13 protein-coding genes are annotated in these 15742 nt (G+C 58.5%); 8 read left to right on the top strand and 5 right to left on the bottom strand.

The window, feature by feature from the left end; all coding sequences use genetic code 11:
* Window positions 1-77: 77 nt before the first annotated feature.
* On the top strand, window positions 78-3707 hold the full coding sequence (locus LW884_08345; GenBank protein ID MCE3008337.1) for a hypothetical protein: 3630 nt from the start codon (window positions 78-80) through the stop codon (window positions 3705-3707).
* A gap of 151 nt (window positions 3708-3858) precedes the next feature.
* On the opposite strand, the gene LW884_08340 is transcribed toward LW884_08345, so the two are convergent.
* Window positions 3859-6126 carry a UvrD-helicase domain-containing protein gene (locus LW884_08340; GenBank protein ID MCE3008336.1) on the bottom strand — a complete coding sequence of 756 codons (2268 nt, stop codon included), beginning with the start codon at window positions 6124-6126 and terminating at the stop codon, window positions 3859-3861.
* 110 nt (window positions 6127-6236) lie between these two features.
* Here LW884_08340 and LW884_08335 point away from each other — a divergent pair, with 110 nt between their 5' ends.
* Genes LW884_08335 through LW884_08325 form a run of 3 tightly spaced genes read left to right on the top strand, consistent with a single transcriptional unit; the run spans window position 6237 to window position 8905 of the window.
* On the top strand, window positions 6237-6689 hold the full coding sequence (locus LW884_08335) for a YbjN domain-containing protein (protein MCE3008335.1): 453 nt from the start codon (window positions 6237-6239) through the stop codon (window positions 6687-6689).
* A gap of 26 nt (window positions 6690-6715) precedes the next feature.
* Window positions 6716-7702: a hypothetical protein gene (locus LW884_08330; GenBank protein MCE3008334.1), complete on the top strand. Its 987-nt coding sequence runs from the start codon at window positions 6716-6718 to the stop codon at window positions 7700-7702.
* Between the two features lie 21 nt (window positions 7703-7723).
* Window positions 7724-8905: a hypothetical protein gene (locus LW884_08325; GenBank protein MCE3008333.1), complete on the top strand. Its 1182-nt coding sequence runs from the start codon at window positions 7724-7726 to the stop codon at window positions 8903-8905.
* Between the two features lie 36 nt (window positions 8906-8941).
* Here LW884_08325 and LW884_08320 read toward each other — a convergent pair whose 3' ends face one another.
* Window positions 8942-10384, bottom strand: coding sequence for a hypothetical protein (locus LW884_08320; protein MCE3008332.1), 1443 nt, complete (start codon window positions 10382-10384; stop codon window positions 8942-8944).
* A gap of 49 nt (window positions 10385-10433) precedes the next feature.
* The gene (locus tag LW884_08315; protein MCE3008331.1) at window positions 10434-10799 is read right to left on the bottom strand and encodes a hypothetical protein; all 366 of its coding nucleotides are present in this window, start codon (window positions 10797-10799) and stop codon (window positions 10434-10436) included.
* Window positions 10800-10992: 193 nt separating this feature from the next.
* Between LW884_08315 and LW884_08310 the strand changes: the two genes are divergently transcribed.
* Window positions 10993-11802, top strand: a complete 810-nt coding sequence (locus LW884_08310) for a hypothetical protein (protein ID MCE3008330.1) — start codon at window positions 10993-10995, stop codon at window positions 11800-11802.
* Between the two features lie 79 nt (window positions 11803-11881).
* Here the strand turns inward: LW884_08310 and rdgB are convergent, their stop codons facing one another.
* Both rdgB and LW884_08300 read right to left on the bottom strand, forming a co-directional pair.
* Window positions 11882-12487, bottom strand: coding sequence for an RdgB/HAM1 family non-canonical purine NTP pyrophosphatase (gene rdgB, locus LW884_08305; protein MCE3008329.1), 606 nt, complete (start codon window positions 12485-12487; stop codon window positions 11882-11884).
* Complete coding sequence (locus LW884_08300) at window positions 12487-14031, bottom strand: hypothetical protein (GenBank protein MCE3008328.1); 1545 nt, start codon at window positions 14029-14031, stop codon at window positions 12487-12489. The genes rdgB and LW884_08300 overlap by 1 nt, the downstream gene beginning before the upstream one ends.
* Before the next feature lie 164 nt (window positions 14032-14195).
* Here LW884_08300 and rpsT point away from each other — a divergent pair, with 164 nt between their 5' ends.
* The 3 genes from rpsT to smpB all read left to right on the top strand — a co-directional run bounded on the left by rpsT (window position 14196) and on the right by smpB (window position 15733).
* Window positions 14196-14453, top strand: a complete 258-nt coding sequence (gene rpsT / locus LW884_08295; GenBank protein ID MCE3008327.1) for a 30S ribosomal protein S20 — start codon at window positions 14196-14198, stop codon at window positions 14451-14453.
* A 120-nt stretch (window positions 14454-14573) separates the two neighbouring features.
* Entirely contained in the window at window positions 14574-15257 is a 684-nt protein-coding gene (gene radC / locus LW884_08290; GenBank protein MCE3008326.1) for a DNA repair protein RadC, read from the top strand.
* 2 nt (window positions 15258-15259) lie between these two features.
* Window positions 15260-15733, top strand: a complete 474-nt coding sequence (gene smpB / locus LW884_08285; protein MCE3008325.1) for an SsrA-binding protein SmpB — start codon at window positions 15260-15262, stop codon at window positions 15731-15733.
* Window positions 15734-15742: the final 9 nt, after the last annotated feature.

Genomic DNA, 15742 nt, shown 5'->3' with positions numbered 1-15742 from the left:
CAGCGTATGTGGGTATCGGCACCACTGATCCGCGTTGGAATCTAGAGGTGTTCAATCCTGCTAGTACTGACAGGGATGTGTCGCTTACGCTGTATAACAGTAGGACCAATAGAGATGCCATCATTAGGCTGTACACACTGACGGATGACAAGGATGCAGCCATTTTTCTTGATGACTCGGATGAGCAAAAGCTGAAGTTCTCTGCAGGCGATGTAACCGATCCTACAGCCCTTACAGATAACACGAGGATGACCCTGACCCAGACGGGTAACCTGGGTATAGGCACCACGGCTCCCGCCGAACGCCTGCACGTAGTGGGCAAGATACGCATGGTAGATGGCAACGAGGGCAATGGAAATGTGCTGACCAGTGATGCCGACGGAACTGCCAGCTGGCAGCCCGCACCATCCGGCACGCTAAGCGGTGGTACCCCCAACCGCCTGACCTACTGGACCGGGCCGTCCGCTGTGGCAGCTGCCACAGACCTGGCTTGGGACAACACCAATGGTCGGCTGGGCATAGGCACCTCGACGAGCACAGAACGGCTCAACTTGAATGGTAACCTGCTGTTTACCAGGGGCGCCACCCGAGCCATACGGGTAGAAGCCCAAAGCGGCAATACGGCCGGTAATAACCTGGAGATACGGGCCGGAAATGCGGCGGGCATAGCTTTTGCCGTTCCGGGCGGCGATGTGCTGATAGCGGCCGGACACGGGTATAACGCGACGGTTTCTGGAGCAGATGGCGGCGATGTGATTCTGCGGTCGGGCGGCAACCTGATCGACGGGATTGACGACGGGGGAGATATTATTTTCCAGGTAGGAGGGCCTAATAATAGCACCGCAACCAACTTTATTGAGCGTGCCCGTATTACCGAGGAGGGCCGCCTGGGCATAGGCACCGCCACCCCCAGCGCGAGCTTGCACATCGGTAGTGGCGGTACCTTTCGCATGGAAAACGGTGCTACAGCTGGCTGGGTGCTCACCAGCGATAACCAGGGAAACGCCAGCTGGCAGCCCGCCGGCGGCCTGGGCGGCGGAACCACCGGCCGCGTACCCTACTGGACCAGCGCGAGTACGATAGGTAATTCCGGCATGACCTGGGACAACACCAACAGCCGGCTGGGCATAGGCACTACATCCCCTACCGCTGCGCTGGATGTGAAAGGCTCCAATGCAGAAATAAACATAGAGAGATATGCTGGTTCCGCTGCCACCTTTAATCTTGGCAGCTCGCCAAATGCCACCATAGGGAATTTCACAACTCCCATCAATAATGGCAGTGTCTTGGGTATAATTAACTTCAATGGCGCAAATGGAAGCACATTTGGTACGGGTGGCAGTATCGAGGCCCAGGCCGTTCAGCCCTGGAGTGGAACTAACCGAGGTACCAGCCTACGCTTTTATACCACCGCAGTTAATTCGACCGTGCCCGCATTACGTATGATTGTTGACCAGAGTGGCAACATAGGCATAGGTGGCATCACCACCCCCACCCATACCCTGCACCTGGATGGCACCCTGCGTCTGGTAGATGGCACACAGGGCGATGGCAAGGTACTAACCAGCAATGCCAATGGTGTAGCCAGCTGGCAGCCCGCCGGCGGCCTGAGCGGCGGCACCACCGGCCGCCTACCCTACTGGACTAGCGGCAACACGATGGGCAATACGGGCATGACCTGGGATAACACCAACAGCCGGCTGGGTATCGGCACCACAGCCCCCACCACCATTCTAGACGTGCAGTCCAACGCCACTGTTGCCAACCTGACCAACTACTCAACTACCGCTGCCTCGGGCGCTATACTAAACATTGGGCATGTGCTGGGTAGTACAATCGGGGCGATCGGTGGGGGTAGTGTAGTTACCAACGGTGCCACCCTGGGTACAGTTGGTTTCACGGGTGCAGACGGAGTAGTACTTGCTACCGGCGCAGCCATAGTAGCCAGTGCAGACCAAAACTGGAGCACCGGCGCAAGGGGTAGTAGCCTCCAGTTTCAGACTGCAGCAAACGGTACCACCACCCCCACCACGAGAATGACCATTACCAATGCGGGCCGACTGGGCATAGGCACCACCACCCCCAGCGAGCAGCTGAGCCTGAGTGGAAACCTGGCCTTTACGGCTGGGACGTTCCATCGGATAGACATAGAAGATAATGCCAGCGGCGATGGCAATACCCTGGAACTAGTGGCTGGCGGCTCAACTGGGGGAACGGGTGGCACGATGTTCGTAACAGGCGGAGGTTCAAATCATCCAACTGGGCGGGGAGGCGACCTCTATCTTCAGGGCGGTTTCTTTAACCACTCAACAAGCGTGTTGCCAGGTGGAGATGTATACGTAATAAGCGGACAAAACCTGAGTGCTACAAGTGCCGGATCTGCTGCTCTTGATGGAGGGACCATCTATTTTCACACCGGCACCATTAACGGAACTACCGAGCGCATGCGCATCCAGCCGACGGGCAGGATAGGCATGGGCAGCACATCCGCCCCCATAGACCTGGATATAGTGGGTACCCTGCGCCTGCAGGGCAACGGGGCTGCTGCTGGCCAGGTGCTGACCAGCGATGCGGCTGGCAAAGCCACCTGGCAAGCCCCTGGTGGCCTGAGCGGCGGCCAAGCCAACCGACTGACCTACTGGACCAGCGCTACTACCGTTGACGATGCCTCGGAATTGATCTACACCAGTTCCGGGCGGCTGGGCATAGGTACCACCGCACCCAGCGAGCAGCTGGGCCTGAGTGGGAATATCGGCTTTACCAGCACCGCATCCCATACTATCGGGGTGGATAACAATACGACGGGCGACGGGCAGAACCTGCGGGTACAAGCAGGTAGATCCAGCACGGGTGATGGTGGTGACCTGCAGCTAGTTGCGGGTAGCTTCACACACGGAACGAACGACATTATCCCCGGCGGGGATGTGATAATCAGAAGCGGCAGCAATACCACCACTAACACCGGTGTCAATGGCGGCAATATCTACCTTCAGGTGGGTGGGGCCGGTGGGGGTGTTACCGATGTGATGAAAATTAGATACGACGGCAATGTGGGAATAAACAATCAAAATGCGCGTCACAAGTTAGATATCGGCGCAAATACCACCGGCTCGGCTGGGGCGGAGAATATATTGCTAAAGGTAGGATCTCCTTCACGGGATGCGAACACCGCAACGGGTATTCGCATTACCAACGGGACGGATTTTGCGCCTGGTACTGCTCAGTATGGTTGGGACATACTGGCTGTTCAAAGAACAGATCTAGCACCCGTTTTGATATTTAGGCAGGATAACACCACCCACATACGGGTGGAGCCCAATGGCGATACCGACATCAGCGGCTATGTGGCAGGCCGCGGCCTAAGCCTGGCCAGCAATTTTGAACCGGATGAGGCAACAACGAGTTCAGGCACCTGGACTAATCTATACAGCGGTCCGGTATACATCAGCCCGGGTACTGGCAACGTGCAGCTGGCTGTAAATGCCCGTATATCAGGGAGTGGCACCCCAAGCGGACGAGTCCGGTTTCTCGTGGGGACTGCTACTTCGTCGGAAATCACACTTACCAACACTGTTTTCTCCACCTTTACGGTCGGCTTAGGTTCTGTCCCGTCCACGGGTTGGCAAACTCTGATAATACAAGGGCGCACGACTGGCGGAAGCGGCCCCGATGTTCGGGTAAGCACTTGGAATCTGATTTCCGACTAGCCGCAGGAGGTGCAGCCCCAGCCGGGCGCTTTCTCCTGCTGCGGGGGTGTGCCCGTTTTGCTCATCCGGCACATTTCCGGCATGGCTTTTGGGGGTCTTAGCTGCATTTGTGGGCCGTTTGGCCGGGCCTGGATCGTCTCAGTGGATCGTCTCAGTCCTGTATCATCAGCTTGGCATACTTCAGGATGAGGGTTTTCTTGCCCCCCACCTTGAAGTGGATGATAGCCCGGCGGCCACTGCCCTCGCCATCCAGCTCTACCACCCGGCCACTGCCAAAGCGGTTGTGCACCACTGCCTGGCCCACAGCCAGCTTCTCCAGGTCGCTGGCCTTAAAGTCTCCGGGTATGGTGGCTGCCGCCTGCTCTGCCTGCTTCCGTGGCGGTATCTGCTCTATGCGGCTGGTGGGGATGATGCGGCCCGTGCCGCGTGCCTCGGGCCTGGGTATGGCCGGGCTGTCGGGCCGCTCGGTAGGCAGCTGGCTGCGCTTTACGTACTGCTCGTCCACCTCGTCCAGAAAACGGCTGGGCTCCGGGTGCGTCAGGCTGCCAAAGCGGAAGCGGCTACGGGCGTGGGTAAGGGCCAGGCGCTCCTCGGCCCGCGTTACGGCTACATAGAATAGCCGCCGCTCTTCCTCCATGTCTTCGCGGCTGTTTATGCTCATGGCCGAGGGGAACAGGTCCTCCTCCAGCCCCACCACAAATACACTCTTGAACTCCAGCCCCTTGGCCGCGTGTATGGTCATCAGGGTTACATAGTCGGGGTTTTCCTCTTCCTTCTGGTCCTGATCTGTGTAGAGGGCAATTTCAGCCAAAAAGCCCTTCAGGCTCTTGTCTGTCACGGCCTCGTTCTCCGTATACTCGCGTGCGGCGTTTATCAGTTCCTGCACGTTTTCCCATCGGCTTCGGCTCTCGGGTGTGTTTTCTTTATGCAGTTCCTTCAGTATGCCGCTGTGGCGTGCCACGTAGGTTACGGTTTCGTGCGCAGGCTCGGTGGGTGCCATGGCCTGGAAGCTCTGCACCAGGGTAACAAATAGCTGGAGTGCAGCAGCCGATCTGCCCAAGCCCAGGGCCTCTGCGTTCTGGGCTGTTTCCCACAGGCTGGTGCCCTGGCTACGGGCCACTGTCAGCAGCCGCTCCAGGGTGGTATCGCCAATGCCGCGTGTGGGGTAGTTTACCACCCGCTTAAAGGCCTCCTCGTCATGGGGGTTCAGGCCCAGGCGCAGGTAGGCCAGTACGTCCTTTATCTCCTTGCGCTTGTAGAAGCTGAGGCCGCCAAACACCCGGTAGGGTATGCTGGCCCGCCTCAGGCCGTCCTCTATAGCCCGGCTCTGGGCATTGGTGCGGTACAGCACGGCAAAGTGGCGGTTGTAGTAGCCGTGCACCATCTTCTGCTCGCGCAGGCTGTCTACCACCCGCTGTGCCTCATCCAGCTCGCTGGCAGCCGTCAGGATCCGGATCGGCTCGCCCACCGGATTCTCTGTAAATACGTTTTTCTGTAGCTGATACTTGTTGTTGGCAATAATGCTGTTGGCTGCCTGCACAATGGTGCCCGTGCTGCGGTAGTTTTGCTCCAGCTTGTACACCTTGGCATCCGGGTAGTCTTTCTGAAAGTTCAGGATATTCTGGATGTTTGCCCCCCGAAAGCTGTAGATGCTCTGGGCATCGTCTCCCACCACCGTCAGGTTTTCGTGCACGGCGGCCAGCTTCTTCAGGATGGTGTACTGGGCAAAGTTCGTATCCTGATACTCATCTACCAGGATGAAGCGAAAGCGGTGCTGATACTTGTGCAGCAGGTCTGGGTGCGTGTCCAGCATCACCACCATGTTTACCAGCAGGTCGTCAAAGTCCATGGCATTCGCCTTGAACAGGCGCTCGTTGTACTCCTTGTACAGCTGCGCTACCAGTTCCTGAAATTCATCCGTAGCATGTTCTTTCTCAAAGCGGGCGGGGTTTACCAGCCAGTTTTTTGCATTGCTGATGATGCTCTGCACTACCCGGGGTTTGTATCTTTTATCATCCAGCTTGCGCTCCTTTATCAGCGCCTTGATGAGGTTTTGGCTATCTTCCGCATCGTAGATGGTGAAGTCTGCCGTATAGCCCAGGTGCTCGGCCTCGGCCCGCAGGATGCGGCTGAAGAGCGAGTGAAACGTGCCCATCTGGATGCTGCGTGCCTGCCCGCCCACGATGCTGCCAATCCGCTCGCGCATTTCTTTCGCTGCCTTATTGGTAAAGGTGAGGGCCAGTAGCTCAAAAGGGTCGGCCAGGTGCTGGCGCAGCAGGTAGGCCAGCCGGTAGGTCAGCACGCGGGTTTTGCCACTGCCGGCACCGGCTATAATCATGGCTGGGCCAGTGGTGTGCATGGCCGCCTGGCGCTGGGCCGGGTTCAGGGCCTGCAGGAATTCGGTCGTATCTGTCATCATGATGTGGGGTCTAAAATTCGGCAAAGATTCGGCGGGGCGCAAACACTACTATCCACCACAGCCAGACCAGCCAGCCACGGGCTTATGGCCGAAATGCGTATACTTGTTGCATGATCGATTTCCGTCCGTATTATGACATGGTAGAGGCCTGCATACAGGATCTGGGCGTGCAGCCAGCTAACTGTAGGGGCGAAAAGACCGGGCAGTACAACCTGAACAAGGGCTCGGCCTCGGTCTGGATTGATTTCTTCGAGCGCGATGGCCGCGGCTACTACCAGGTGGTATCGCCCGTTGTGGCTGTGCCCGACGAGGGGGCCGACACGCTGTTTCGCGAGCTGCTGCAGATAAATGATACCCTGTATGGCGTAGCCTTCACCCTGTATAATGACTGGGTGTGGCTAAAGGTGATACGCGAAGTGGATGGAATGGACAAACCCGAGGCTATGGCCATGCTGCTGCGCGTGGGCAACTATGCCGACCACTACGACGACTACCTGCGGCAGCGTTATGCGTTTTCGACGGACGCAAAGCCCACCAAACCCGGTGTGCCAGGGGGTTCCTAGCACCCACCCCACTTTAGCTAAACTGTATGCAGATGAAAAGGGCTTTTCGACTAGGTATGCTGGTATCCATGTGGCTGGCAGGTGCACTCTGCACCTACGGCCTGGCCCAGCGCAATGGCCTGTATACCAGCTGGGAGGCTGCCATACGCGAGCCGGAGCGGGTGCTGATGCTAGACCTGAGCAACCAGCAGATCCGCCAGCTGCCCGATGCCATTGGCCACTTTCGCAGGCTGCAGCAGCTGAAGCTGGACCACAACCCCCTGGTGCAGCTGCCCGATGCGCTTTTTAGCCTGGATAGCCTGGAGGTGCTCAGCCTGGCCCATGTGCCGCTGGGCAGCCTGCCCGAGGGGATAGGCCGCATGCGCGGCCTGCGCAGGCTACACCTGGCCTATACGGGCCTGACGGAGCTACCGGAGAGCCTACCACAGCTGCAGCAGCTGGCCTACCTGAATCTGGGTGGCAACCGGCTGACCCAGATTCCGGAGCTATGCAGCGGCTATACCTCCCTGGCCGAGCTGGACCTGACCGGAAACCCCCTGGGCGCCTGGCCCACTGCGGTAGAGGCTTGCACCCGGCTGCAAACCCTACACCTGCGGCAGACGGAGCTGACCCGCTTGCCCACCTCTGCCAGCCAGATGCCGACACTGGCGCAGCTAGACCTGAGCCACAACCAGCTGCTGAAGCTGCCCGCCAGCCTGGACGCCTGGACTGGGCTGCAGCAGCTAGACCTGAGCTACAACCAGCTGAGCCAGATTCCCGCCTCGCTGGGGCAGCTACAGCAGCTGCAGCAGCTAGGCCTGGCACACAACGGGCTGTATGAGCTGCCCCTTGCCCTGTATCTGTGCAAGGAGCTGCGACTGCTAGACCTGAGCTACAACCAGCTGAGCCAGATCCCCACAGACGTGTATCAGCTGGCCTACCTGAAGTCGCTCTCCCTGCAGGGAAACCCCCTGGTAGAGGCCGAGCGTGCCACCCTGCGCAGGCTGCTACCCACCACCACCCTCTCCTTTTAGCCTTCTGCTCACCTGTTCGCCATGCGTAAGCTTTTTTTCCGAACCTTACTCTATAGCGTGCTGCTGCTAGCTGCCTGCGGTGCCGCACATGCACAGGACGAAAACCGGGTGGCGCTCTATCCCGACGAGCAAGAGCGGCTGCGCACAGCCCCGCTGCCAGAGATAGAGGCCGAGCTGGCTGCAATGGGCCAGGACATTCTGAATCATCCCGTAGGCCCCTACAAAGACTACGTGAATGGCCGCTTTATCCTGATGCTGAGCGAGGTGCTAAAGCGGGCCGATAGCTATGCCTATCCCTTTGCGGGAATCAAAACCGTTTCGCGCATTTATCCCGAGGACGAGTGCTTCAGGCTCTTCACCTGGGTACTGGTAGACCAGGATAGCCTGCAGCAGGTTCAGAACTACTACCACTTTGGCCTTGTACAGCGGCCCATACAGCAGGCAGGGGCCGTGACTTATGCCGTGGTCGTACTGAATGACCGGGTGGACCGCACGCCAACCATTGAGAACGAAATACTAAACCCAACCAAATGGCTGGGTGCCCTGTACTATCACCCCAAGAATAGTGACTATGGCGTGCTAACCTACCAGGGCAAGTACGCCCAGAAAGATGGAATGAGTGGCAAAATGCGGCAGAAAAAGGTGCGCTACTACGTCGTTCTGGGCTACAATGGGCACAACAGGCAGAATAACTATAAGATCATCGACTGCATTACCTTTCCGGATGCGGAAGACCCCCTGAAGATCGAGTTTGGTGCCCCCATCTTTTACTTCTCCGAAGTGCCCAAAAGCCGCTGCGTATTCAAGTATAGCGACAATACCCACTTCAGCCTGAACCTGGGCCAGGTGCGCGACCCGCGTAGCAAGCGGCTGAGCGAGATGCTGATTTTTGACCACCTGCAGAGCAACTACCTGGCTAGCGAAGACACAAATAGCCTGGCTGTGCAGCAGGAGCGACGCTACGGCCCTGCCGGAGACTATGATGCCCTGGCCTGGATAAAGCGCGTGCACAATAACCGAAAGGGCTTCTTCTATCTGCTCAAAGAGGTAGACGTTTATCACCCCCAAATGGAGCAATTGGACCCGGACGAGACCCGCAAGCAGGCTGAGCGAGACCGCCAGCAGCTTATTGAGCAGCGGGCCCTGCCTGCACCCAAGCCAGCCCCCAAGAAAAAGAAGATTAAAGACAAACCAGGTAGATAGATCTCCCGGCCGGCAGCAAACACTACCGCAGCCGGGCTACTCTTCCAGTCGAATCTTTACCAGGGAGAACTTCCCGTCTCGCCGGTACACCAGCACCGCCTCTCGGTTGGTGATCTGCTCGCAGGCTGGGCGGTAAAAAATATCTGCTCCCCGCATTTGGCCCATAAATACCTGCGCGGGTTCCACCGTGCCATCAGGCAGGATGCGTTGATAGTACAGATGGGTACCTATCTTACGCTGATAGGCCTTGAAGAATACATATACACCGGCAGGCCCAATGGCCGGGAAGTAGCTAAGCTCCATCCGGCTCTGGCCCGCCTGGCTCTTGGGTACCAGCGCATGCCACTCCACCTCACCGGCCGGAGATACAGAAAATGCCGCTACATCATCATAGTGATACTCCTCCTGGTAAGAGAGGAAGCCGTAGGCATCGTAGTAGTTTACGTACGTCAGATAAAACTGCTCGGCCAGAAAGAGCATGCCCCCATCGCTACGCAGAATGATTTTATCCAGATAGAAGTCTGTGAGGGCGTTTCCCCGGTTCAGTTGCCGCTCATTCAGGTAGCGCCCCAGGAATGATGTGCTGAAAGGGGTAAAGCTGCTGACGGTCATGGCGTGGTCTGCCGAGTCCAGCCGCACAAAAACCAGCCCATACGCCTGGTCGGCCTGGCTGCGGCTGTAGAAGCCGCCCATAAACACCTCCTCGCTCGGGCTTAGCTGAAAGGTGAGGTCGGTAATCAGGCTATCCGAAAAATACAGCGGGGTCTCCAGCACCTGCTCATCTGCTATCCGGTAGCGCGCCAGCACGTATCGAACATCATTGGCAGGCTGCCGCCTACCGGCTTCCTTCTTGGCAAGCACATGCAGGTTTCCGCTGTTGCTTAGCTCTGCCTCCTTTAGCTCATAGGCATCTGTGCCGGTGTAGGGCAGGTCGAACTCGTAGCTGCGTGGGCCGGGCTGCCCCTGCTGGAACAGGTGGTAGGCCAGGCGTATGGGGCGGTCGGTAGCGTCGTGCGGAAACTGCTGCACACAGGCCAGCAGCTGCTTGTTTATGCTGTGTACAAAGCGCAGACTGCTGCGTAGGGCCTCTTTCTTGGGTGCAGTCAGCAGGGGTACCCGTTCGGCCTCAGCCGTGCCATCCAGGCTGTAGGCGTAGTAGTATAGGGTTTGGGTGGACTCTCCGGGGTTCTGCTCGCCCACAAACAGTAGAATGCGCTCGCCCAGTACCGTGAAGTGCACAATCTCAAGCCGATTGGAGTTCTGGAGTACCTGCCGCTCCCACGTGCGGCGGAAGGACTCGTCGTACTTGTAGATGCCCAGGTAGCGGCTGCTGCGCTTGCTCATATAGCTAAGCGTGGCCAAGCCGCCGTCTGCCCGCACGTACTCAAACCACAGGGGCTCTGGCTCCTTGTTGCTCAGGTGTAGCTGCGCCGTTATCTGCTGCGCCTGTGCCAGTGGCCCTGCCAGTAGCAGCAGCACCAGCAGCCCCGCAGGGATACGGCAGAGCCACCCTGGCCAGTCCTGGCGGCTAGGGTAGGCTAAGCGTGAGCAAGTGCTTGTCTGGCGCATCATCTACAGCCCCAATATGCTCAATATATTGCTGCATGGCAAAGTCTTCGTCTCGAAATGGCCCGAGTATCCTGACCTGCCCGGCAGAGAGGTTGGGGTTGCGTGTAAGGTGGAACCATGCGAGCCGCACGTGCCGAAACACCTCGGCTTCATCTATGCAGCTGGCCGAGCTAGCCAGCTGGGTGAAGTATACTTTTCGGCTTATGCTGCTGTCGCTCCGCTGCACATCCTGCACCTCGGCAAAGTAGTAGCACTGGCCGTGCACGCACACAGGAAGCAGCGTGTACAGGCAGGCTGCTAGCAGGTAGCCAAAAGGAATTTTCATACCCCAATTTCGTAAAACAAACGCCCCATCACACCTGTTTCGTGTGTTTTTCGTGGCTGTGCCTGCTTATTTCCGAGAATGAACCAGGCAATGAGGCCGAGTAGTCGCATTGATCTCCGGTATGGTTGCTATTCGGTATGCCCGAAGGCCAACCTCATGCGCTAAAGCGGCCCGCGGGGCGTTATCTTTGCGTATGTATTTGTTTCTCCATGGCCTATGCCTACTGGTGGGCTGTGCCCTGCTGGGGGTGCCTGCCCGAGCGGTGGCCCAGCCGTGCCCCCTGTGTGGCGAGTGGCGGCTGGAGGCCTACGACCCCGGCTACGACCTGCATAGCCTGCCCGCAGAGGCCCGTGCGCAGGTACAGCTCAGCATCCAGCAGCTGCGGCAGGAGGCCCGTTTTGTTTTTCGGGCAGACAGCAGCTATCTATTCGACCTGCCGGGTGGCAAGCCCGAGCAGGGCACCTGGCAGGCAAGCCCGGCCTACATCCTTACAGAGCATGGTGCCAGCCGTCCCGACACGCTGTGGATAGAGCTGCAGCGGGCCGATACGCTGCGGCTACGCCTGCACGACCTGGTGGCCGATGCCGACTACCGCTTTACCCTGGTGCCCGCTTTTCAGCTTACAGGTTTGGGCGCCTTTGTGCCTGGCAGGTGGCAGCTTAGCCGGGTGGAGTACGACCCCCAGGAAATACAGGATGCACGCCGCCGTGTGGCCCTGGCGCGGCAGATAGACAGCCTGCGTACCCAGAGCGAGTTTGTGTTCGACAAGGATGGGAGCTTTCGCATCCGCCTGCTGGGTAGCACCACCCAGGGGCAGTACCGGGTGGCGGGCACCCGCCTCACGGCCCTGGAGGAGGGCGGTGGGCGCACGGTGTTTACGCTGGCCGCAGCCAGCTCCAGTGCGCTGCTACTCATCAGCTACGACCCCACACGTAGCCCCCAGACCCTGCAGCTGGTGCTCACCCCCTGGCAGGCACCCAGCACCCTGCTACGGCAGGAATGATGTTTGTGTAGCCACGTACCCACACCCTGCCTGTTGGGCAATTGTGCGCACAGCCCTGCTGCCCGTGCCCCGAGACCGCCTATGTGCCCTGTGCCTGCAGCCAGGCTACAAAGGCGCGTAGCGCGATGCCCCGGTGCGAGATGGCATTTTTTTCTTCGGGGCTGTGCTCGGCCAGGCTTCGGGTGCTGCCCAGTGGGCAGAATATGGGGTCGTAGCCAAAGCCCTGGCTACCCCTGGCTGCCGCCAGGATATGTCCCTCCAGGATGCCCTCCCACTGGTGGGCCTGCCCGGCTGAATCGATGTAGACAAAGACGGTGCGGAAGCGTGCCTGCCGGTGCGCCTGCCCTGCCAGTGCCTGTAGCAGCCGCTGCATATTGGCTTCGGCACCGGCCTGCGGCCCGGCATAGCGGGCGCTGTGCACGCCGGGTGCGCCGCCCAGGGCTGCCACCTCCAGGCCGGTATCATCGGCCAGGGTGGGCAGGCCCGTGGCCCGGTGGTAGGCCCGGGCTTTCAATAACGCATTTTCTTTCAGGGTTTTACCTGTTTCTTCGGGTTCGGCCACACCCGGCATGTCTGCAGCCATGCACAGCCGGAAGTGGCTGGCCACCATGGCCTGTACCTCGGCTGCCTTGTTCCGGTTGTGCGTGCCAAAAAAGAGGGTAGGGTGCTCGGGCTGTAGGGGCATTAGCGGTAGAATACGTATTCGTAGGGCAGCTGGTAGGTGCTCTCGGGTTGCACTACAACAGTCCATTGCAGGGTCTTCAGCACGTTTCGGCCTATTTTCTGGTCTTCCTCGGTTAGGGTGGCCCCAGTCTGCTGGTTTATCAATCCCATCAGCTGCTTGTGCACCGTCAGCTGTACAGGCTGTTTGTCTACGTTCTTTATCCGGATCAGGCCCCGCATGGTTATTCGGTCGGCAGTGCTCTTATCCTCTAGCCGCGCCCGCGCCTCGGCTATGTACACATTTTCGTCGCACTGCACCAGGAGTTTTGCGCTTTGAGGCAGCTGTATACAGCAGGAGTCTTTGGGTGCCAGGTAGGGTAGCAGGGCTTGGGTCAGGGGCTGGCCATTTACATCGGCTATGTGCAGGGCTCCGGCCAGCAGGGGTATCTCCAGCGAGTTTTTGATTTGTAGCTGCTGGTATACCTCGGCCGTATAGGCAGGGGTGGACAGGTCTGCCCGATTCAGTGTGTCGATAAAGTTCGGTATCTGGCACCGAAAACCCTTTTTTGCCGGCACCATTGCCTCCAGTGCGGGCAGATACGCCTTCCCATTTACATCCAGCGAGGCCTTTCCCGCGTCTAGCACGTATAGGGTGCCTGGCTGGGTGGGGTCTGGGTTGGTATAGGCGCACAGGCTCTGCTGCGCACGGGCCTGTGCGGCGGTGTCGCGCACCACCTGCACCAGCTCGTGTGGCACTATGGGCTGCGGAAAGTGCTGGCCAGGCAGGGCCCCAATCAGCGCTCGGGCACAGGCATCCAGCGAGGGGTGCCCGCTGGGGGTAGGGCTGCCTATCACCAGTTTTATCTCGGTTTCATCCACTGCGCTCCCGCTGTGGGTTACAATCGCCTTCATGCCTAGCTGGGCCATCTCTGCCTTGCCCAGGCCCAGCCTATAGTCTGGCACCCAGCTGAAGCCCTCCTGAAAATACAGGGCATCCAGGGGGGCAAAGGCGAAATCTTTGTCGATCTCCACCGTAGTGGCCATGCCTATTTTGCCCTCTTGGTAGTGGGTGTTTGGCAGGTTGGCCTGTATGCTTACCATCTGTATCTGGTCTTTATGGATAAAAATGGTGCCGCCTGTGGTGCGCCGGATACGTGCCAGGTCGCTTTCGAAGCCGAATGGCAAGATCGGGCCGTCCGCATCCTCCAGCTCTGTGCCCACCTTGTAGGTTACACGCGCATCCTTGCCCACATTGGCCTTCAGGATTTCAAAAAGCGTTCGGGCCTCGGCGGTGTGTAGTACCGTATCCGGCCTGTACACAGTCTTCAGGATGCTGTAGCCAGCATTCGGGCTTAGCCAAAAGGCCCCAAACTGCGCGCGCGGAAAGTCTTCTATGGTTACACGCCGCTGATGAAAGGAAAGATTGCCCTGTTCCAGATTGAGTGCCAGGCCGTTCTGGAATAGAAACAGGCGAGCAGTGCCTAGCCGCTGGGCCTGGCCATGGCCTGGCAGGGGGCTAAGCCACACGAGCATGAAAATCAGGATATACCGCATAGGCAGTGCCATGGAGAACAAATACACATGATTGGTAACAGCACCTAAATATACGCCCCTGCTCGACGTTGCCCCAAATTTGGCGCCAAAAACACGACCAGATTCAAGTGAAAAAACCTTTGGGGATCCGTGTTTTTTCTTCTAACTTTGCAGTCTTTCGTAAAAAGAGTAGTACTATGCCCAATATTAAATCGGCAGCCAAAAGAATGCGCCAGACGGCCAAGGCCCGCCTGCGCAACCGCACCCGTATGGTAACCGCGCGCAACCTGATGAAGAAAGTGCGTAAAATGACCGATGCGAAAGAAGCGGCTGCCATGATCCCCCAGCTGAATAGCCAGCTGGACCGCCTGGCCAACCGAAACATCATACACAAGCGTACGGCCGCCAACTACAAGGCGCGTATAACCCGCTACGTAAACAAGCTGGCCTCCTAGCAGCACCTCCCCTGGTGCGGGCGGGCTGCCCCGCAGGCCTGGCCTGCTGCACGACCGTGCAGATGCTGACTGCCCCTGTGTGTGCGTGAGAATAGCGGTTCGCTCATTTTCTCCCCCGCCATGCAGTACCAACAACCGATTAATCACTGGGCCGTAGAAGACCGCCCGCGTGAAAAACTCGTAGAAAAGGGCCCTGAAGCTCTTACCGAGGCGGAACTGATCGCCATCCTGATCGGGAGTGGTACCCCTAGCCGGAGTGCCGTAGCTGTAGGCCGAGAGCTGATCGAGCACTTTGGTGGCCTGCACCGGCTAGCCCGCTGCACGTTACGAGAAATGACCACTATCAAAGGAATTGGCCCTGCCAAGGCAATCAGCATCGTAGCGGCATTTGAGCTAGCCAAGCGCAAACAGCTGACTGAGGTGCGCGAAGTGTTTGCCAACGATCCCGCCATCGTAGCGGCCTACCTCAGCCCGCGTATGACAGACCTGGACCACGAGATCTTCTACGTCCTTTTCCTCAACCGCCGAAACCAGATCATTGGCGAAAAGCGTGTGAGTAGCGGAGGCAGCACCTCCACGGTTATCGACCCCAAGATTATTTTCCGGGAGGCACTCAACCTGATGGCCACCGGGCTGATTATCAGCCACAACCACCCCAGCGGAAGCCTACAGCCTAGCGGCACCGATATTGCACTCACCATTAAGCTAAAGGAGGGGGCAAACTGGTTCGATATTCAGCTGCTAGACCACATCATTATTGCCGGTGCGCAGTACTACTCCTTTGCCGAAAATAAGCAGCTATAGCCATGGCCCAGAAAAAGAAGCAGGCCAATATGGCCCCCACCATTCAAAACCGGAAAGCAAGCCACGACTATCACTTTGATGAAAAGTTTGTAGCCGGCATCCAGCTGCTAGGCACCGAGATAAAAAGCGTGCGGCTGGGCAACGTGCAGATGCAGGATGCGTTTTGTGCCTTCGAACAGGGCGAACTATACCTGCGAAACCTGCAGATCCAGCCCTACGAGCAGTCGGCCCAGTTCTTTAACCACGAGCCCCTGCGCCCACGCAAGCTCCTGCTCACCCGGCGCGAGCTGAAAAAGCTGGCTAAGGAAAGCCAGATTGCGGGCGTTACCATCATCCCGATCCGCCTATTTTTTAGCGACAGGGGGCTGGTGAAAATAGAAATTGCCCTGGCTCGCGGCAAAAAGGCCTACGACAAGCGCGAGAGCCTGAAGGAAAGAGACGCGAAGCGCGAGTTGCAGCGGGGCCTGCGGGAATAGCCGGGGTTG

The sequence above is a fragment of the Bacteroidota bacterium genome, from assembly GCA_021300195.1.
Classification (GTDB): domain Bacteria; phylum Bacteroidota; class Bacteroidia; order J057; family JAJTIE01; genus JAJTIE01.
This window is presented reverse-complemented; position numbering and strand designations above follow the sequence as displayed.